The 18,732-nt window shown below is 54.2% G+C and carries 17 protein-coding genes; 3 read left to right on the forward strand and 14 right to left on the reverse strand.

Annotated features, from left to right (window positions below):
* Nucleotides 1-19: 19 nt before the first annotated feature.
* The 3 genes from RUE5091_RS09000 to RUE5091_RS09010 form a co-directional block, all read right to left on the reverse strand.
* Nucleotides 20-796 (reverse strand): helix-turn-helix transcriptional regulator, encoded by a 777-nt coding sequence (locus tag RUE5091_RS09000; RefSeq protein ID WP_131726291.1) that lies wholly within the window; start codon nucleotides 794-796, stop codon nucleotides 20-22.
* 263 nt (nucleotides 797-1,059) lie between these two features.
* Complete coding sequence (locus tag RUE5091_RS23075) at nucleotides 1,060-1,371, reverse strand: hypothetical protein (RefSeq protein ID WP_131726292.1); 312 nt, start codon at nucleotides 1,369-1,371, stop codon at nucleotides 1,060-1,062.
* Nucleotides 1,372-1,987: 616 nt separating this feature from the next.
* Nucleotides 1,988-2,422 carry a helix-turn-helix domain-containing protein gene (locus tag RUE5091_RS09010; protein WP_131726293.1) on the reverse strand — a complete coding sequence of 145 codons (435 nt, stop codon included), beginning with the start codon at nucleotides 2,420-2,422 and terminating at the stop codon, nucleotides 1,988-1,990.
* Nucleotides 2,423-2,775: 353 nt separating this feature from the next.
* Here RUE5091_RS09010 and RUE5091_RS09015 point away from each other — a divergent pair, with 353 nt between their 5' ends.
* The gene (locus RUE5091_RS09015; RefSeq protein ID WP_058281578.1) at nucleotides 2,776-3,870 is read left to right on the forward strand and encodes a tyrosine-type recombinase/integrase; all 1,095 of its coding nucleotides are present in this window, start codon (nucleotides 2,776-2,778) and stop codon (nucleotides 3,868-3,870) included.
* A 281-nt stretch (nucleotides 3,871-4,151) separates the two neighbouring features.
* Here the strand turns inward: RUE5091_RS09015 and RUE5091_RS09020 are convergent, their stop codons facing one another.
* The 6 genes from RUE5091_RS09020 to RUE5091_RS09045 form a co-directional block, all read right to left on the reverse strand.
* Complete coding sequence (locus tag RUE5091_RS09020) at nucleotides 4,152-4,550, reverse strand: site-specific integrase (protein ID WP_058281579.1); 399 nt, start codon at nucleotides 4,548-4,550, stop codon at nucleotides 4,152-4,154.
* Between the two features lie 119 nt (nucleotides 4,551-4,669).
* Nucleotides 4,670-5,566, reverse strand: coding sequence for an EamA family transporter (locus RUE5091_RS09025; protein ID WP_058281580.1), 897 nt, complete (start codon nucleotides 5,564-5,566; stop codon nucleotides 4,670-4,672).
* Nucleotides 5,567-5,624: 58 nt separating this feature from the next.
* Nucleotides 5,625-6,248, reverse strand: coding sequence for an NAD(P)H:quinone oxidoreductase (wrbA, locus tag RUE5091_RS09030; RefSeq protein ID WP_058281581.1), 624 nt, complete (start codon nucleotides 6,246-6,248; stop codon nucleotides 5,625-5,627).
* Nucleotides 6,249-6,354: 106 nt separating this feature from the next.
* A complete protein-coding gene (locus RUE5091_RS09035; protein WP_058281582.1) occupies nucleotides 6,355-7,242 on the reverse strand; it encodes a LysR family transcriptional regulator in 888 nt (295 codons plus the stop codon).
* A 942-nt stretch (nucleotides 7,243-8,184) separates the two neighbouring features.
* Nucleotides 8,185-8,586 carry a helix-turn-helix domain-containing protein gene (locus RUE5091_RS09040; RefSeq protein ID WP_058281583.1) on the reverse strand — a complete coding sequence of 134 codons (402 nt, stop codon included), beginning with the start codon at nucleotides 8,584-8,586 and terminating at the stop codon, nucleotides 8,185-8,187.
* 140 nt (nucleotides 8,587-8,726) lie between these two features.
* Entirely contained in the window at nucleotides 8,727-9,182 is a 456-nt protein-coding gene (locus tag RUE5091_RS09045; RefSeq protein ID WP_058281767.1) for an Lrp/AsnC family transcriptional regulator, read from the reverse strand.
* A 115-nt stretch (nucleotides 9,183-9,297) separates the two neighbouring features.
* Here RUE5091_RS09045 and RUE5091_RS09050 point away from each other — a divergent pair, with 115 nt between their 5' ends.
* Nucleotides 9,298-10,497, forward strand: a complete 1,200-nt coding sequence (locus tag RUE5091_RS09050) for a methionine gamma-lyase (RefSeq protein ID WP_058281768.1) — start codon at nucleotides 9,298-9,300, stop codon at nucleotides 10,495-10,497.
* Between the two features lie 14 nt (nucleotides 10,498-10,511).
* Nucleotides 10,512-12,884, forward strand: a complete 2,373-nt coding sequence (locus RUE5091_RS09055; protein WP_058281584.1) for a thiamine pyrophosphate-binding protein — start codon at nucleotides 10,512-10,514, stop codon at nucleotides 12,882-12,884.
* 483 nt (nucleotides 12,885-13,367) lie between these two features.
* On the opposite strand, the gene glnT is transcribed toward RUE5091_RS09055, so the two are convergent.
* The 5 genes from glnT to RUE5091_RS09080 all read right to left on the reverse strand — a co-directional run bounded on the left by glnT (nucleotide 13,368) and on the right by RUE5091_RS09080 (nucleotide 18,545).
* On the reverse strand, nucleotides 13,368-14,696 hold the full coding sequence (gene glnT / locus RUE5091_RS09060) for a type III glutamate--ammonia ligase (protein WP_058281585.1): 1,329 nt from the start codon (nucleotides 14,694-14,696) through the stop codon (nucleotides 13,368-13,370).
* Nucleotides 14,697-14,777: 81 nt separating this feature from the next.
* Entirely contained in the window at nucleotides 14,778-16,106 is a 1,329-nt protein-coding gene (locus RUE5091_RS09065) for an FMN-binding glutamate synthase family protein (protein WP_112297165.1), read from the reverse strand.
* A 20-nt stretch (nucleotides 16,107-16,126) separates the two neighbouring features.
* Nucleotides 16,127-16,810, reverse strand: a complete 684-nt coding sequence (locus RUE5091_RS09070; RefSeq protein ID WP_058281587.1) for a GltB/FmdC/FwdC-like GXGXG domain-containing protein — start codon at nucleotides 16,808-16,810, stop codon at nucleotides 16,127-16,129.
* Between the two features lies 1 nt (nucleotide 16,811).
* Nucleotides 16,812-17,708, reverse strand: coding sequence for a class II glutamine amidotransferase (locus tag RUE5091_RS09075; RefSeq protein WP_058281588.1), 897 nt, complete (start codon nucleotides 17,706-17,708; stop codon nucleotides 16,812-16,814).
* Nucleotides 17,709-17,894: 186 nt separating this feature from the next.
* Nucleotides 17,895-18,545 (reverse strand): helix-turn-helix domain-containing protein, encoded by a 651-nt coding sequence (locus RUE5091_RS09080; protein ID WP_058281589.1) that lies wholly within the window; start codon nucleotides 18,543-18,545, stop codon nucleotides 17,895-17,897.
* Nucleotides 18,546-18,732 lie beyond the last annotated feature (187 nt).

The raw sequence follows: 18,732 nt of genomic DNA on the forward strand, positions 1-18,732 counted from the left end.
TACCCCCAAAGGGGTAGGCCTAGTCGTTGGCTGAATGCAGGAACATCGAAAACAGGGCAGATTGAGAAGATATGCCCAGCTTTCGGTAGATGTTTTTGCGATGCACTTTGATCGTCGAAGGGGAAACGTCCAGCAAAAGCGCTATCGACCGCGTCGAGTGCCCGCGCAAAAGGGATTGCACTACTTCGATCTCCCGCTGTGTCAAACCCTTGCAAACTTTGTCGATCACCCCATCGAAATCGACCTCGCTATCTTCGAACTGGCCTGATGAGGGAGTGCGATGGAAGTGCTGCTCGCAAAGCGCCGATATTATTGGATGTAGTTCCGTTAGCCTTTCGACATCCCGCCGGGTGAACCGGGTTCTTCCCTCCGAGGGACCGAGGGAAAGAAACAAGGTGCCGTTGGCTATTGTCACGAAAACCCCCATCTCATCTCTTAGAAACAGGGTCTTGTAGTAGATGCGAAAGTAGTCGGAGTTGGCAAACCTGTCTGGCGCCACGTCTCTCAGTACCATCACGGGTTCGTGGCGTTCACCGATGAAGCGAACCACAAATGGGTCCAGTAACCAGGCGCGATCAAGCCATCGGTCAACAACGACCGAGCGGCGTTCTGCACGTACATTGTCATAGACATGTTCGGGCGCTTTTCCTAGGTTCAGAAGGCTGACAAACGCGCCCTTGAACGAAGCTGCTCCGCGCATGAGGTTCAACAACTCTGGCATAAAGTTGGACGTCCCTACGGCCCGAATAGCCCCAGCTACGTCTTCCGAGTACGTTGGTTGTGCGGACTTACCCAAGTATCCCACCTAGCGATAGGGCGTTTCCAAGCTAATGTGGACAGTCGGAATTAACTTGGCAACCTTTTCACACTGAAATCTGCCTCGAAAAGCTTTTCCGCATCGGCTCGCTGGATCAATTCCGCAATCTGCTCCAACACAAGTCTTCTAAGATCAAAGAGGCCAGATAACTTTGAGTTGCCACTTGTATCGGTGCAGCACTTGAACCTCATGATTTGCCAAATCTGGGTAGCTGAGTGTTTCGACTGAAAGCGGACATTGCATCAATGGCGATGGATGGCAGCTTTGTCCGCAGCCTTGCCATCCGACACTGGAATTTGAACGTCCGGAATGTGCGGTTTTTGACCTACCGCATATGCGAAAGACCGACTCTCGCTAAACGGCAGGAACGGGCTCAACGAGCCTGTCGAGGCGCTGAATAATAGCCTGAAAAAATCTCTTATTTTCAATGATCCTAACAGGGCAAACACGCGCTGCAACCAAATGTTGAAGTACAAGTTCCAGGGAATGCAAATCCTAAGCCCGAGCGAAAGGCCGCAGCAGTCTGCAAATAAATCGATAGAACTAAAACTCATGCTTCCATCATACTTTTGAGGGAACCAGTCTATCCAGAAGCATCCGGACTTGAGTTCAAGATTAGATTTCTGTGTTCCAGATAGACTTGGAGAGAGGAGTTTTGCAGAAATTCAGTAGCATCATTGGTTGGGCGCGCAAGTCTTGCTTCTATAAACGCAAGAATACACACAACAACAAGCCCGGCTAGTATCCAAAGGTACGCGAAAAGCCCTAGTAGATCTGGGCTGGTAACTTGAACGGCTATCGGAGGGGTGAGAAGAAGAATTGTAAGCATCAAACCTTTTTTCAACTTCTTCTGCTTCTGCAAATAATCCGTAGATATTTCCTCAACCTCATGCTCCAGCCTACGCACCCATGACAAGTACTCGTCTTCTAGTTGGCCACGTAAATAATGGCCGCAACGACAAAACTCTCTAGAAAGATACTCAATCCCTCCGCAGGCCTCACATTCCGTGGCATTCGGGCAACCTCTAGTCGGCCTAACTCCGTTGGAGCTTCCAGGTTGGTACGGTGCATCAAGTTGGGTCTCTTCTAGGATGCTATCTACCTTGCCCAACACGCCCACTTTGCGCGGCCTCAATTGCTCGGCTTTTCGCAAAACTTCGTTCTCTAACATCAAGCGACTAACCTTAAGATGGTGTCAATTCTGGCTATATCGGGCACTTGGTTAAGGCCCTCAATCGTTTCGGGGCTCAGAGCTTCTTTGAAAAGAAAATCTATAGCGTCCCATTTCTTTTCGGGTGCTACAACAAGGCCGCGATTAATTATTCTGTGCTCAACTGCGATTCCAAGTTTACGATAGGCATGCGCCATTTCCGAATGTCGGCGGCTTTTGCCTTCAGCAGTGTCCCCTTCGAGCATCCAGAGCGGATCGACATCGAATTCTTCATAAACCTTCAGAAGTAGGGTGGCGGTTAGGTCGCGTTGGCCACGTTCATAGTACTGATATGCACTTCGACTGATGCTAAGTCGTTGCGCCATTTCTTCTTGTGACAGACGCGCCTCGGTTCGGACAGCCGCAAGGCGCACCCCTAGGTCAGGAACAGTCATGATGTACCTTTTTGTGGTTGCATTGACCACGATTATGGTTATCTCTATTCAATGTAACCGCCCATAGAGGCATTTAGTTCGTTTTAGGTAGCATTATCGTAGTTTTGTTTCGATCTGAACGCAAAACGAAAATTTTGCCTCGATATGTGTGCAGTCATTGAGGAGTTGAAATTGCAAAAAATTCTCGAGACACCAAGGGAATTAGCTGAACGAGTGGGCATCCCCGTTTCAAACGTTCGCTATCTAATCCGCGAAGACATGCTGGATCATATTTATACAGCCCCAGGCCGACGAAACCCCAAGATTCCCAAAGGTGCGTGGGAACGATACCTCGATCAATTTACGGTGAAAGCATGCCCCGCAAACCGACCCCGCCCCGCCTTGCACGCGACCGAAAACGCCTCGCCGATGGCAATTGGTACATCTACTGGACCGAAGGGGGACGCAGCCGTGAGCACTCGACTGGCACTGGGGATCGCGACCAGGCTGAACTCTACTTCGCAGAATGGAAGCTAAGGCGCTTCAGGCCGGATCGCGCGGTCGAGCCACACGAATTCTATGTGACTGACGCAGTTTCGCACTATCTGGCGAAGCGATTTGACGACGTTACTGACCCGGAGCGTTTGGCCAATGCAGCAAAGCCAATCATCAGGTTTTTTGATGGCTATGCCGTGGGCGATATCAACGATGTGCTCATTAAAGAATACTGCCAGAAACGCCGGAAGAGCCGTCGAGACAAGGGGCTGAAGGACGGCACCTTGCGAAGGGAGCTCAGTTTGCTCTCCACTGCTATCCGGCGTGCCGAGGAAGATCAGCTAATCACGCGCAAAATAACGGTCCGACTACCTCCGAAACCCGAGGGTCGTATCCGATTCCTGACATGTGATGAAGCGCTAAGGCTAATCCGGGTATCGCGGAGCTTCGATACGCCTCTGGAGGATGGCGTGCCGACCGAGTCAAAGACTGAGCACCTGACTCTGTTTCTTAGGATCGGATTGCTGACCGGCCAGCGAAAGGAGGCGATCCTATCCTTGCGCTGGTCTGATATCGATTTTCATAGCAACATCATCTACTGGAACCCCGTTGGACGGCGCCGCACGAAAAAGGAACGCCCGAGTTCTAGGCTGCCTGCGCGTCTGAAGAAGCACCTGCTATGCCGACGAAGGCGGTTTCCGGTAGACGAATTCGTAGTCACCCATCGCGGCAAGTCACTGCAGAACGTCAAACGCGCATTTAGGACTGCCGTTGTTGCGGCAGGCTTGGAGACCGAGGGGGACCGAAAAGTCGTTCCACACACTCTGCGGCACACCTGTGCGACCTGGCTAATGCAAAAGGGGGCGCCCAAGTGGGACGCCTGCGGCTTCCTGGGTATGACCCACGAAACGCTTGAGAAGAACTATGGGCATCATCACCCTGATCACCAGAGAGGAGCGGCGGATGCAATCTGATATCCAGATCATTTCCGGATATAGATCGGTACAAACGTGAACAAAGGAACAGTGAAATGATAGTACATTACAATAATTACAATGGGTTAAAGTCAGGCCCGTTCCTTCGGGAGGCAGGGGTCGGAGGTTCGAATCCTCTCACTCCGACCAATTAATTAAGGCGCCCAAGGGCGCCTTTGTTGTTTTCAGCTGATGAACCGCAACGATATCCGCAACGTTTCGTTCGATAGATGTGCTCTGTTCGTTCACTACGGGCATCCACCAACTGCCGAATTAGCACTTCATATCTTCCAGTCCATAATTCCCGCTGCGTTCTTAAGCGCATCTGGGCTGTAGGACCGATAGACGTTTTCCAGGGTTTCGCGCGAGGTTGCAAAATAGGCCGTGGCGTCCTCCAGTGTCATGCCGTGCATGAACGCCCAGGTAACCGCTGTGTGCTTTAGGGTGTGCGGCGTCACATCCTTTAGACCGGCCCGCTGGACGGCCGCTCGAAAGGCCTTGTCGATCCGATCTATCGGCGCCCCGTTAAACGACACTACGTGGCTCCCCTCCTGGGCCCAAGTCTTCATCTCCGCGTGGAGCGTGGCGGGCATCTTGATCATTCCCTTGCGCTTCTTGGTCTCGGCCTCGGCCTTGCCAAGGAAATGGATCACCCCGCTGTCAAGATCGACACTAATCATACGTTGGGAAACCTAGGACTTCGACATTATAGCGCTCTAGCGAACGGGCTTAAGCGAGACGCTGAGCCATTCCTCGCCCGCTTGTGTGGTTGGGCCAATTGTTTGCGAGTCAACGCCCATCAGACAGATCCAGCTGTTGCTGGTCTCCATTTTTTCAAACCCGAATTGTCCCTTCGACTCACGCTCTGGCCGACCACAACAGAGCCGATAACTATGGCTGCTCCGATAGACTGAGTGAGGCTAAGCGTTTGTCCCAAGTATACCCAGCCGAGCACGACAGCTGTAACAGGACTCATCATGCCGAGCATCGAGACTGCACTGGGCTCCAGGCGCGCTATGCCACGAAACCAAAGAACATAGGTTGCTGCAGCGCCAATCAACCCTAGCCAAATAAGGCCGGCGACATTTGTCGCGCTGAGCGCAGGTAGAGGCGGCTCAAGGAACAGTGCGACTGGCAGCAGTATCAAACCACCGGCTGTTAATTGCCATGCTGTGAAACTCAGCGCCGAGACCGGAGGCTGCCATTTCCGGCTGAGAACAGTGCCAGCAGCCATCGACGCGGCTCCCCCCAAACCCGCTGCTATACCGATCCAATCAAGTTGTGCTTCTGGTCCGATCAGCAGCAGAGACACACCTATCACGCCAGTCGCGGCGGCACCGAGTGCACCAAGTCGCATTGGGGTTCCCAGCCATCCCCACGCCATCAAAATCACGATCATTGCTTGCAACGATCCTAGGGTGGCGGCCACACCACCGGGTAACCTATACGCAGCAACGAAGAGGAGCACCCAGAACAGAGCGAAATTGAGGCTGCCTAAGACGAAAGTTCGACCGAGCCATTCGCGTGGTGGAACGCAGCGCGTCACTGCAAGCAACAACAAGCCAGCTGGCAGAGCTCGTAACGCAGCCAGGGTAATCGGGTAGCCAGCCGGGAGCGCTTCTGTAGTTACCAGATAAGTGCTTCCCCATACCGCTGGGGCGAGTGACGTGAGAAGAATATCGGTTGAGCGTGACATGGTATGTCTCCCGGCTAAGGCGTTTGAGAATTTGAGTGAAACGTCAGAGGCGCGCTGATTAAGCTGCTTCCGCTTGCAGGTTTGATCCAGCGAGACACGCTACAATCCTTGCAACATGAGCGCCCTGGAACCGCGCTCCGGCCAGGTCAGTTTCCGCAGGCGTGCGGGAACCATCAGCACCGGCGATCGTTCCGGCACCATATGGTGCGCCGCCGATGATTTCTTCTGATGTAGTCTGGCCAGCAAATGTATAGGGCATTCCGGCAATCAGCATCCCGAAGTGTTGAAGCGGGACTTGCGTTGTCAGAAGGGTGGCCTCATGCCCACCGTGTTGCGAACCTGTTGATGCAAAGACCGCCCCGACCTTACCAACCAGTGCATTCCTGGCCCAAAGCCCTCCGGCCTGGTCAAGGAAGGACTTCATTTGGCCAGCCATCATGCCAAATCGGGTCGGTGTTCCAATGATGATTGCATCATAGTTTTCCAGATCTATCGGCAAGGCGGCAGGTGTATCATCTACGACATAGCCAGCCTGCTGCCGGACCTCTTCAGGCACGGTTTCAGGCACACGCCGAACGTCAACTTCAGTGCCGGGAACACTTCTGGCGCCTTCAGCTTCGGCATCGGCCAATGTGCGGACGTGGCCATAGCTTGAATAGTAGAGAACGAGAATACGTGACATAGGATACCTCTCAGGGCTGTGACTTGTTCCCTGAGAGAATGGAATTTGTTGCGCCGCCAATTAAGGCGCGCTCTTTGACATCACTCTTTACCTGTATTGAATAATGTCAGGACCTGAGAGCCAGGCGCAGATGATCGAGAAAGGCTGTAACCTTTGCGTCCATTCCCAAGCGAGATGCTGTAACGGCGAAAACTTCCGGCGCGGGCAGCTCGTGGTCAGGAAGAACTCGCACCAAGGCCCCGCTGGCTTCGGGAGCATCAGAGACGAACTCGGGCAGAGTTCCGATACCTTGCCCCGCTATCAGCAGATCCCGCAAAACGAGGCTGTTGCCGACGCGCACGCGCGGATCAAGCTCTAATGTTGTGACACCTTCGGCGGCCGAGAGCTTCCAGCTCGTCAAATGATCAGCAAGTAAAAAGCCGATGATCGCGTGGTTTTTTAGATCCGCCGGCTGGGTCGGTGCCCCGCATCGCTCCAAATAGTCTGGAGACGCAAATATTCTTTGCCGCATCACGCCGATCCGTCGCACAACAAGGGCCGAGTCCGGCATCGCGGCTCGGATTCGTATCGACAGATCGAACCCGCCCTCGACCATATCGATCACCTTGTCGTCCATCGAAAGAGTAAATCGCAGATCTGGATAGGTTTCCAAGAACTCTGGAAGCATCGGTGCGATAACGGTTTGGCCGAAGGAACTTGACGCATTCACCCGAAGGTGCCCACGCATCGCTTTTGAACCTTCCCTAATGGTCTGTTCCGTTTTTTCGACCGCGTCCAGAATTCCAATTGCATCTTGGTAATAAAGACTGCCGGTGTCAGTCAGTGACATGGATCGGGTCGTTCTGGTGAGGAGGACGGTTCCCAGACTTTCTTCCAGAAGCTTGATTTCTCTGCTGAGAAGCGCAGGAGAAACACCAAGATCTTCCGCCGCGCGGGCAAAGCTGCCGCGTTCAACGATGCGGCGAAAAGCTTGCATGACTGACAGTTTGTCCAAGTTATGACCCTTCGAAAAAGCTGCTTTTGACGTGTTACGCGATAGATCGGGTCGAAGACATGCCCAAATTCACATTCTTTCAGTTTGAGCTAATCCAAGTCAGTTCTGTTTGGGGAGCATCCATCACACCTATGATCCAGAGCTCGGGAGTAGTTCTTGGTTTTCAGAGCTCCTCCCCACAATCTACCCATCACCAGCCTCTCTATCAGACAACCAGCTTTTAGGGCTGACCTAGCACTACTTTGCATACCTTGGCGCAGTCAGCCTCGATACGGTGCAGCTCACTATTCACGACTATTCCCCCATATTAGCAATCGTCGGCTTCTTCTCTCCGGAGTAGTTCGAAACACTGCCTGGCATAGACCTGTGCTTACGCTCTCAATGTGGTTCTCTGTCAGGAGCGCTGTGCTTTGGTCTGAGTTACGTCCGTGTTTGTTTGTGTGTCTGGTGTCGACTGGCATGTGTTTGTCGCTGTGTGCGCTTTTCTGGCCTTTTCTCGGATGTGTTGTTTTAGAGAACCTTTGTTTTTATGGGTTTCTCTGGTTCAATGGTTTACATTTTGGTCTGAAAAACCTGATTTCGGGCCAGATCTGTCAACTTAACGTAAACTTAGTGTAAACCTTTTGGCCTGAAATCGGCTGTTTTGAGAGGTATAAGGTTTACATTCCGTCGATCCCGGGAAGGCGAGTGTAAACCTTTGTCAACCTTGTGCAACCTCAGTTCAATCAGCGAGGGACCCGGCGAGGCAGGGTTCACGAGCCATTCCTCGCCGCAATTTCGAAAACCCATTCCATTTTTCTTTGTGAGGTCGACAAAGGCGCCTCAATAGCTGCACTCTCCGTAAGGTAGGCTCAGGATCACTTCCGTTGCTCACGTCACGGAGGAACCGCAACCAGGCGCGCTCATTCAATGTCAGGTCGTCTTTCTGGTCATACATGGCACCTACCTCCCGAAGATGGTCTTGATCGCCGTCTCTGACCGGCTGGTCAACCGAGGATCGGCGTTGTTGGAGGCCTTGCGAATTGCTTTCAGCCAGCCAAGTTCATTCGACGTGACAGGTTCTCCGAACACCTCGACAACTGCCTCAGCTGCAGTCAGGCCGATCGACTGCTCAATTGCGAGGCGCATAAGGTAGGCAGCGTCGCATTCCAGAGCTTTCGCCAAAGCCGGGACGCGATCCAATGCCACCTTGGAACTACCCTGCTTGATCATCGTGATCATGTTCGGGTTGACGTATCCCACCTGCGCCGCGATCTCGGCTTGGCTCTTGGTAGGTTTCAGTTCGAGCACCCTCCGTTCGACATATTTCGCCATCCGGGTGTCTCCATACGGTTTATTTGTCATCGCTATCCTCTCAGAAGTGATGCAGCACGCGCTGCATGTCTTTGATATAGCGACGGTGAGAATGGGAAATTGCGGAGGGAAAAAATCAATCAACTAAAATGTTTAGCCGATTGGCAACAACTCATTCTGAGTCGGTTTATCTATCCGGGCGGAAAAACGGCGGTCTTTTTTACTGTTCCATAGACAAAGCTAGTATCGATCGACGCTATCCCGCCTATCGGATGAATTCGGTGACGAATAAATTCCTCGTAGGCCTCGAGATCCGATACCAATACCCGCAATTGGTAGTCCATTGCCCCGGTCAGCACGTGGCATTCAAGAACTTCATCGATCATCCGAACGCGCTTTTCGAAATTCTGAACGTCCGTTTCGTTGTGTCGCTCTAACCGGATACGCACGAAGACGGTAATGGCCATCCCATACGCGGCAGCGTCAACGTCGGCGCTGTATCCCTTTATCACTCCGTTGGCTTCAAGGTTTTTGACCCGGCGCAAACACGGTGAGGGAGACAAGTTCACCTCGTCGGCAAGATCCTGGTTCGTCATGCGCCCGTTACGCTGCAGCGCTCGAATGATTTGCCTGTCCTTAGCGTCCACTTTACCCTCATCCTTAGCATAATCTGCCAACACTTACTCTCATGTTGGCATACTTCGCAATCATTGGCTCAAAGCTAAGGCGTAAACTAGCTTCAACATGATTCAGGAGCTTGTAATGACTCGTTCAACCGGATTTGCCACGCGCGCTATTCACCACGCTTATAACCCTCTGGAGAATGACGGTGCTCTGACACCACCGCTACATTTGACGTCCACGTTTACCTTTGAAACCGCAGAGGCTGGCGGAGAGATGTTCGCTGGAGAGCGTGAAGGTCATATCTACAGCCGTATTTCAAATCCCACATGCGACCTTCTTGAGCAACGCATTGCCGTGCTTGAGGGGGCCGAGGCCGGTCTAGCTCTCTCAAGCGGCATGGGGGCGATCACGGCAGTGCTTTGGACCCTGCTGTCGCCAGGTGACGAAGTCATCGTGGACAAAACGCTCTATGGCTGCACCTTCGCCTTCATGCGTCACGGTTTGGCAAAATGGGGAGTCACCATCACACATGTCGACATGACAGACCCTGAGAACCTGTCAGCTGCCGTTTCTGACAAAACCCGCGTTGTCTATTTCGAAACTCCGGCCAATCCAAACATGCGCTTGGTGGACATCGCAGCGAGCGCCGAAATTGCGCACTCGGTCGGTGCAACAGTCGTCGTCGACAACACCTATGCCAGCCCATATCTGACCCGGCCGATTGAGCACGGGGCAGATATCGTTCTGCACTCCGCCACCAAATACCTCGGCGGGCATGGCGATGTGGTTGCCGGTCTGGTTGTAGGAACCGCCGAACAAATCGCTGAGATCCGCCTTGTTGGGATGAAGGACATGACTGGCGCGGTAATGGCCCCTTTCAACGCGATGCTGATCCTGCGTGGTCTGAAAACACTGAACCTGCGTCTGGATCGTCACTGTGCGTCCGCCAAGGTCGTCGCAGGTTTCCTCGAAGCACATCCCGCCGTCGGCGAGGTTTATTTCCCTGGGCTTGAGAGTTTCGCCCAGCATGACGTCGCGCAGCGCCAGATGTCCCAACCCGGCGCCATGATAGCGTTCGAGATCAAGTCCGGCTTGTCAGGCGGGATTGAGTTCATGAACCGCCTAAGCATGATCCAGCGCGCGGTGTCTTTGGGCGATGCGGAAACCCTAATCCAACACCCAGCCTCCATGACTCATTCGACGTATACCCCGGAAGAGCGGGCTGAGCATGGGATCAGCGATGGCCTGATCCGTCTGTCTGTCGGGCTAGAGGATGTCGAAGATATCCTTGCAGACCTAGAGCAGGCTTTGCCCTACCCTGCTCGCAGCGCCGCCTGAACCCGGAGACCACCATGCACATTGATTCCACCCAACTAAAGATCGTCGAACAGCGCCTGCTGTGGTTGTCTCATTGGATGATCCACCATGCCAACCATGTCCGACCAAAGGTGGATGGGATCAAGATTGGTGGCCATCAAGCTTCGTCTGCTTCGATGGTATCGATCATGACCGCGCTCTACTTCTCAGCCCTACGCCCTGAGGACCGGGTTGCAATAAAACCGCATGCGTCGCCGGTGTTTCATGCGATGCAGTATCTCATGGGCAATCAGGCCCGCGAGAAGATGGAGAATTTCCGCGGATTTGGCGGTGTGCAAAGTTATCCCAGCCGGACCAAGGACGTTGACGATGTTGATTTCTCGACCGGGTCTGTAGGTTTAGGTGTCGCGATCACCTCGTTTGCCTCGATCATTCAGGACTACATCAAGGCCAAAAGCTGGGGTTCAGACGCCCCGATGGGGCGTATGGTGGCACTTGTTGGCGATGCCGAATTGGACGAAGGCAACGTCTATGAGGCGTTGCAGGAAGGCTGGAAAAACGACCTACGAAACACGTGGTGGATCATCGATTATAACCGACAGTCGCTGGACGGTATCGTCCGAGAAGGACTGTTCGAACGGATCGAGAAAATCTTCGATGCATTCAGTTGGGATGTCGTGCGCGTAAAATACGGAGTTCTTCAACGCGCGGCCTTTGAAGAGCCCGGCGGCGATCGCCTGCGTGATTGGATCGACGCTTGCCCCAACCAGGACTACTCGGCGTTGACTTTCATGGGTGGTGCGAATTGGCGACAGCGTCTCATGGACGATCTGGGGGATCAGGGGGATGTGACTGCCTTGATTGAAAGGCGGACGGATGCAGAGCTTGCAGCCCTTATGGAGAACCTCGGCGGCAACTGCGTCGAGACCATGGCTCAGACATTTGCCGCCATCGATCATGATCGCCCGACATGCTTCCTGGCCTACACCGTCAAAGGATGGGGAACCCCCATTGCAGGCCACAAGGACAATCACGGCGGGCTGATGAACAATAACCAGTTCGCCGCGTGGCAGTCGCATATGGGAGTGCCGAAGGGCGAAGAATGGGAACCGCTAGCGACAGTGCAGAACCCAGAAAAGCTCAAGGATTTCCTTGCAAATACGCCTTTCTTTGCCAGAGGTCCGCGCCGCTACTTTGATAATAAGTTGGATGTGCCTCCAATCGGGATCGACACCAGTCGCGAAATCTCGACACAAATGGCTTTTGGCAAGATCCTTGACGACCTGTCAAAAGGCGACAGTCCAATGGCCGAACGCATAGTGACGACCTCCCCAGATGTGACAGGCACGACAAGCCTTGGTCCTTGGGTAAACAGACGCAAGCTTTTTGCCCGATCCGAGCAATCCGACGCCTTCATAGAGCATCGGATCCCTTCGACGGCGAAATGGGAATTCACTCCGGACGGGCAGCATATCGAGCTTGGTATCGCCGAAATGAACCTCATGTTGCTTCTGGGAGCGGCGGGACTGTCGCATTCCCTGTTCGGTAAGCGGCTGATCCCAATTGGCACCGTCTATGATCCATTTGTCAGCCGCGGCCTCGATGCGCTGAATTACGCCTGCTATCAGGACGCGCGTTTCATGCTGGTTGGCACACCTTCCGGCGTCACACTCGCACCTGAAGGTGGAGCACATCAGTCCGTTGGAACACCACTCATCGGTATGAGCCAAGATGGGTTGGCCGCTTTTGAGCCCGCCTTTGCCGACGAGCTAGCGGTGATTATGGAATGGGCCTTCGACTACCTGCAGCGCGACGGCGAAGGGCAACCGGACGAGCGCACCTGGCTTCGCGATGAAACCGGAGGATCTGTCTACCTGCGCCTGACCACCAACCCTATTGAACAGCCCGGCAAACGGGTCGACGACGAGTTCCGCCAAGGTGCCATTGATGGGGCCTATTGGTTACGAAAACCCGGGCCCAATTGCGAAGTTGTAATCGCCTATCAAGGAGCAGTCGCGCCAGAGGCAATCAAAGCCGCTGGTATGATTGGTGAAGGCCGTCGCGACATAGGTGTATTGGCCGTGACATCCGCAGATCGCCTGAATGCCGGATGGACCGCCGCTCAACGAGCGCGTTCTCGCGGTAACAAAGCGGCACGCTCCCACATCGAAGCGCTGATGTCCGACCTTCCGCCACACTGCAAGCTTGTCACCGTTATCGATGGTCATCCTGCAACTCTATCCTGGCTCGGCGCAGTGCTTGGGCATCAGACTATTCCCATGGGCGTCGAGCATTTCGGTCAGACCGGAACGATCGGCGATCTATATCGCCACCACTGCATTGACGCAGACGCTATCCTGGAGAAAGTGAATGGCCTGACCCATGGCAGAACTCTTCACCGTGCATAAGTGGGCCGGGTCTGCTCGCAATGAAACCGCAACGTTATCGCAGCGCTATCCGCCACTGAAGTGCAATGGTTGGCATTCAAAGCCCTTATTTTGTTTACTTTCACCCTGGGAACTCGCCTTCGGGAGGCAGGGGTCGGAGGTTCGAATCCTCTCACTCCGACCAATTTTTCAACTACTTAACTTGCCTGCAAGAATTCTCCCCGCGGATCGAAAAGCACCATGAGGGTAATCCCCGGTCATTTTCGGTCGAATCTTGATTTGCGGCTACTTGCCCAACAACTCGGGCAAGATCGCCGTCACAGGGAACGCCTTGCCGATGCACAAAGCCAGCAGGTTATTCTCCCTTCAGGGCTTGCAATTTTCTAACGGCTTTCCTCCGAGGTAATTTCAGATATCACGATACCTTTTGCGGCGCTTGGCATCACTTCAAGGATTGCAATAGGAACAGATTCAAAAAAGGGCGCCACATGACGCCTTTTTTCATCAGATATCGAGTGTGTTGTCTTTTTCCCATCGCGAGAAATGAGAGACGAACGAGTTCCACTCCTGATGTTTCATTTTCAGGAAAGCGGAAGAGAACTCGGCGCCCATCATGGCCTTCAACTCTTTGTCCTTGTCGTATTCACGCAGTGCATCCAACATGTTCAAGGGCAGTTTTGGTGCGCCCCGCACTTTGTGGCCTTCGGCATACATGTCGATGTCCCAGCGCTTGCCAGGGTCAGCTTTGGACCGGATGCCCGACAAGCCAGCCGCGATGATGACAGCCTGCAGCAGATAGGGGTTGGTCGCACCGTCCGGCAGGCGCAGCTCGAACCGGCCCGGACCGGGGACGCGCACCATGTGCGTTCGGTTGTTGCCCGTCCATGTCACGGTGTTGGGTGCCCATGTCGCGCCCGACATCGTCCGCGGCGCATTGATGCGTTTATAGCTGTTGACCGTCGGGTTGGTGATCGCAGCCAATGCCGAGGCGTGCTTCATGATACCGCCAAGGAAGTGCTTGCCGCGCTCAGCCAAACCCAGCTCGCCCGTCGGTCCATCGCCTTCGCCCGCAAACACGTTGGTCTTGGCCGCATCGCCCGGCGCGTCCCACACCGAAATATGCGCATGACAGCCATTGCCGGTTAGCCCTTCGACCGGCTTTGGCATGAATGTTGCCCGCAGCCCGTGCTTTTCCGCCACCGATTTTGTCATGAACTTGAAGAAGGAATGCTTGTCGGCCGTGCGCAGTGCGTCGTCGAATTCCCAGTTCATTTCGAACTGGCCATTTGCATCCTCGTGGTCGTTTTGATACGGCCCCCAACCCAATTCCAGCATGTAGTCGCAGATTTCACGTACCACGTCATAGCGGCGCATCACCGCCTGTTGGTCGTAACAGGGCTTTTCCGCCGTATCGAACGGGTCCGAAATCTGCTCGCCATCGGGTGTGAGCAGGAAAAACTCGGCCTCGATACCCGTTTTAACGTGCAAACCCTCGTCAGCCGCTTCGCCAATCAGGCGGCGCAGAACGTTACGTGGGGCCTGCGCTACGTCTTCGCCTTCCATGACACAATTGCCAGCGACCCACGCCACCTCTGGCTTCCATGGCAATTGAATGACCGAGGACGGATCCGGCACCGCCAGCATATCGGGATGTGCAGGCGTCATATCCAGCCATGTGGCAAACCCGGCAAAACCTGCACCTTCTTCCTGCATGTCGGCGATGGCTTGCGCAGGCACCAGCTTGGCCCTCTGTCCACCGAACAGGTCGGTGAATGAGATCATAAAGTATTTGACGCCATTTTCTTTGGCGAAAGCTGCCAGATCTGTCGTCATGGTCGGCTTTCCTTTCCCTGTTGAAGTCATTTAATAGAAGAAAGGCGCAACCCCGTGGGGCCGCGCCTTTTGAATGTCAGATTAGAAACCTGCTTTTCCCGGGTACCAGTCAGTCCCCGCCAGCGGCACTTTGGCCATGGCCGCCGCCTCCATCGTCAGTGCACAGAGGTCTTCTGGCTCCAGATTGTGCAGGTGATTATGCCCACAGGCGCGCGCGATTGTCTGCGCCTCAAGGGTCATGACCTTGAGGTAGTTGCGTAGGCGCCGACCAGCATCAACCGGATCAACCCGCGCTGCGAGGTCGGGGTCCTGTGTCGTGATGCCCGCCGGGTCCTGACCCTCGTGCCAGTCATCATATGCCCCTGTCGTGGTGCCCAGTTTCTGATACTCGGATTCCCATTTGGGATCATTATCCCCCAACGCGATTAGTGCCGCGGTTCCAATGGCCACGGCGTCGGCGCCCAAAGCCAATGCCTTGGCCACGTCCGCACCGGTTCGAATGCCGCCTGAAATCACCAGTTGGACCTCACGGTGAACACCCAGGTCCTGCAGTGCCTGTACCGCTGGTCGGATACAGGACAAGGTCGGCAAGCCAACATGTTCAATGAACACATCCTGCGTTGCAGCGGTGCCACCTTGCATCCCGTCCATCACCACCACGTCAGCACCCGCCTTCACCGCCAGAGCCGTGTCATAATAAGGACGTGTTGCGCCGACCTTGACGTAGATCGGAACCTGCCAATTGGTGATCTCACGCAGTTCGAGGATCTTGATCTCAAGATCGTCCGGCCCCGTCCAATCAGGGTGACGACACGCCGATCGCTGGTCGATGCCTTTGGGCAGCGTCCGCATATCAGCGACCCGGTCGCTGATTTTCTGACCCAGCAGCATACCGCCGCCGCCCGGCTTGGCCCCCTGCCCCACAACGATTTCAATGGCATCCGCCTTGCGTAGATCATTGGGGTTCATGCCATAGCGGCTGGGAAGGTACTGATACACAAGCTTGGTCGAGTGGCCGCGCTCTTCCGGTGTCATGCCGCCATCGCCGGTGGTGGTCGATGTACCGGCGGCAGATGCGCCGCGACCCAAAGCTTCCTTGGCTGGGCCAGACAACGCACCAAAGCTCATCCCCGCAATGGTGATTGGGATATCCAGCTTAATCGGGTTCTTGGCAAAACGCGTGCCCAGCGTGACCGAGGTATCACAACGTTCGCGATACCCTTCCAAAGGGTAGCGGGACACTGACGCGCCAAGAAACAGAAGATCGTCGAAATGCGGAACACGACGTTTTGCTCCGCCGCCACGGATGTCATATATGCCGGTTGCAGCAGCACGGCGAATTTCCGCATTGATTTCGTTGGTGAAGGTCGCCGATTGAATTGGCATCGTGCGTGGAATTCTTGAATCCATATCTTTCATGCCCCTGATCCTTAGTACGCGGCCGAATTGTCGACGTCGAAGTTATAGAGGTTACGGGCGGAGCCATAGCGCTTGAAGTCTTCTGGCTTTGCATCAATTTCTGCGCGATCCAGAAGGTCTTTAAGAATCTCGATGTGTTCAGGCCGCATTTCCTTTTCGACGCAGTCTGCACCAAGGCTTTTCACCGAACCGCGAACAAAAAGCCGTGCTTCGTAAAGCGAGTCTCCAAGCGCATCACCGGCGTCACCGCAGACAACCAGATTGCCGGCCTGTGCCATGAAAGCACACATGTGGCCGATATTTCCCTGAACGACGATATCAATGCCCTTCATCGAAATACCACAGCGCGAGCTAGCGTTACCCTTGATGACAAGCAACCCACCATGGCCGGTCGCGCCCGCATACTGGCTGGCATCCCCTTCCACGACAACGGTTCCGGACATCATATTTTCAGCGACACCCGGGCCAACCGACCCCTCGACGCGCACGGTTGCCTGCTGGTTCATCCCTGCGCAGTAATACCCGGTTGAACCTTTCACAGTCACCTCGATCGGAGCGTCTAGTCCGACGGCAATCGCATGGCTGCCCTTGGGGTTTTTAACCTCCCAGTTGGTTTGGTTGGTATCAACGCTTTGCGCTTGCAAGGTTTGGTTCAGTTCACGCAGACCGTTCTCTGCGACATCAAAGGTCTGCATATCAGTGACTCCAGAAGTAGACGGTTGCTGGTTCTGGTTCCCAAACCTTGGCATCTTCGATCCCGGGCAAGTTCACCAGGGCACGGTATTCGCTGCCGAAAGCCACATATTGGTCGGTTTCGGCCATGACTGCCGGCTTACAGGCAATCGGGTCGCGAACGACACCGAAACCGTCCTTGGTTCCGACAACAAAGTTGAAGAACCCGTCCAGATCTTCGATGCTGTTTTCCAGCGCTTCACCGAGTGTGGCGCCTTGCTGCATCTTCCAGGTCAAGTAGGCCGCTCCAACTTCGGTATCGTTCATCGATTCAACCCGCACACCTTCGCGCTTGAGCTTGCGGCGCAACGAGTTGTGGTTGGACAGCGATCCGTTATGTACCAGACACTGATCGGCCCCGGTCGAAAACGGGTGTGCGCCTTCGGTGGTGACGGCGGATTCCGTCGCCATGCGGGTGTGTCCGATGCCGTGAGTACCGCTCATCTTGGACAGATCGAAGCGTGCTGCAACATCCTCGGGCAGCCCAACTTCTTTATAAATCTCAATAACCTCACCGTCTGACATGACGCGCAGTCCCGGGCGAAGGTCACGAACGGTTGCACGCGCTGCTTCTACCTGTGCAGCCTCAAGCTCAAGCACTGCATGTGTATCGTTTCGCTGCAGGGATACTGCAGAACCAATCTGCTCACTCAATTCATCGGCCAACGAGGCAAAATCCGCATCGGGGTCATCCGACTGGACCGTTAATTTCGACTTTCCATTGGCTTCGCTGCCATAAATCGCGATGCCCGCGCTATCCGGCCCGCGATCCGTCATCGTGATCAGCATATCTGTGAGCATGGCCCCGAGCTGGGGTTCAAGTGTTCTGTCCTTCAGAAACAGACCGACTATTCCGCACATCAGTGAGTGTCTCCTGATTAAATTCGCACCTGACGCTAACATCGTGGTTCCGGGAAATCAACAACAGGAATATAAATTTCCTATCAAGAAAATTAATATGAGTTTCCCTTATGTAACAAACAAGCGAAGACAAGCGCACAAACCATTTCAAGTCGCACAGCCCAAGACCAATGATTCTCTGACAGGTCAGTTTGATTGAGGATAAGAAATGATCGACAAATAACGGGATGGGAGCTTTTTCAGGACTTCCGGTCCGTGCGGGGCGTCAGCATCAAAGAAAAGTGCGTCTCCGGGTTTGAGTTGAAATATCCGGTCGCCGTGACGATATTCAGCTTCGCCTTCGAGCATGAACAGCAATTCGATACCATCGTGCTGGAAGGTCGGAAACCTATCCGATTCTTCGGTCAGGGTAATAAGATAGGGTTCAACAACGACGCCACTGGCATTTTGCCCAAGATGCCCAAGCAGATTGTACTGATGACCGGCCCGTGTTCCGGCGCGGTCAGTTTCGACCCCCTCGCCTGCCTTTGTGTGCACCGCATTGCGTGTCTCTTCGAACCGCCGAAAAAAGGATGTGATTGACGTACTCAACGCATCCGCCAAGGCCTGCAAAGTCGTCAGCGACGGCGATGTGTTCCCGTTTTCGATCTTGGACAACATGCCAATGGACAGGCCGGTGGACACCGACAATTCCGCGATCGTGATACCTTGCTGCAGACGTAAAGTGCGAATTTCGCGCCCGATCGCGACTTCGAGGTTCTTTTCGCCACTGTCAGTAATCTTGTGCGGATCCTGCCTGAGCACCGATGATTCCTTCGGATTCTTAGATCGCACCATGTTTCTCTCAATACATTCCAGAGTTTACTCAAATCGCATACTTACACAGTGACACATCACAGCACAGCCGCCACCATTAAGAATAAAAATTTCCTATTAGGAATACTTCTGGTATTTTATTCAAGACTGATACCGGATTTGGCCCGGCTGCACCCCACTAGAAAGTCGAATATGCGCTGCGAATTAA

This window comes from Ruegeria denitrificans (assembly GCF_001458295.1).
In the GTDB taxonomy this organism is placed as follows: domain Bacteria; phylum Pseudomonadota; class Alphaproteobacteria; order Rhodobacterales; family Rhodobacteraceae; genus Ruegeria; species Ruegeria denitrificans.

What these genes read in the sequence shown, in the direction of transcription:
- RUE5091_RS23075 (WP_131726292.1), bottom strand. Translation starts at nt 1,371, where the DNA reads ATGAGTTTTAGTTCTATCGATTTATTTGCAGACTGCTGCGGCCTTTCG.
- RUE5091_RS09010 (WP_131726293.1), bottom strand. Translation starts at nt 2,422, where the DNA reads ATGACTGTTCCTGACCTAGGGGTGCGCCTTGCGGCTGTCCGAACCGAG.
- RUE5091_RS09015 (WP_058281578.1), top strand. Translation starts at nt 2,776, where the DNA reads ATGCCCCGCAAACCGACCCCGCCCCGCCTTGCACGCGACCGAAAACGC.
- RUE5091_RS09020 (WP_058281579.1), bottom strand. Translation starts at nt 4,550, where the DNA reads ATGATTAGTGTCGATCTTGACAGCGGGGTGATCCATTTCCTTGGCAAG.
- RUE5091_RS09025 (WP_058281580.1), bottom strand. Translation starts at nt 5,566, where the DNA reads ATGTCACGCTCAACCGATATTCTTCTCACGTCACTCGCCCCAGCGGTA.
- wrbA (WP_058281581.1), bottom strand. Translation starts at nt 6,248, where the DNA reads ATGTCACGTATTCTCGTTCTCTACTATTCAAGCTATGGCCACGTCCGC.
- RUE5091_RS09040 (WP_058281583.1), bottom strand. Translation starts at nt 8,586, where the DNA reads ATGACAAATAAACCGTATGGAGACACCCGGATGGCGAAATATGTCGAA.
- RUE5091_RS09050 (WP_058281768.1), top strand. Translation starts at nt 9,298, where the DNA reads ATGACTCGTTCAACCGGATTTGCCACGCGCGCTATTCACCACGCTTAT.
- RUE5091_RS09055 (WP_058281584.1), top strand. Translation starts at nt 10,512, where the DNA reads ATGCACATTGATTCCACCCAACTAAAGATCGTCGAACAGCGCCTGCTG.
- glnT (WP_058281585.1), bottom strand. Translation starts at nt 14,696, where the DNA reads ATGACGACAGATCTGGCAGCTTTCGCCAAAGAAAATGGCGTCAAATAC.
- RUE5091_RS09065 (WP_112297165.1), bottom strand. Translation starts at nt 16,106, where the DNA reads ATGGATTCAAGAATTCCACGCACGATGCCAATTCAATCGGCGACCTTC.
- RUE5091_RS09070 (WP_058281587.1), bottom strand. Translation starts at nt 16,810, where the DNA reads ATGCAGACCTTTGATGTCGCAGAGAACGGTCTGCGTGAACTGAACCAA.
- RUE5091_RS09075 (WP_058281588.1), bottom strand. Translation starts at nt 17,708, where the DNA reads ATGTGCGGAATAGTCGGTCTGTTTCTGAAGGACAGAACACTTGAACCC.
- RUE5091_RS09080 (WP_058281589.1), bottom strand. Translation starts at nt 18,545, where the DNA reads ATGGTGCGATCTAAGAATCCGAAGGAATCATCGGTGCTCAGGCAGGAT.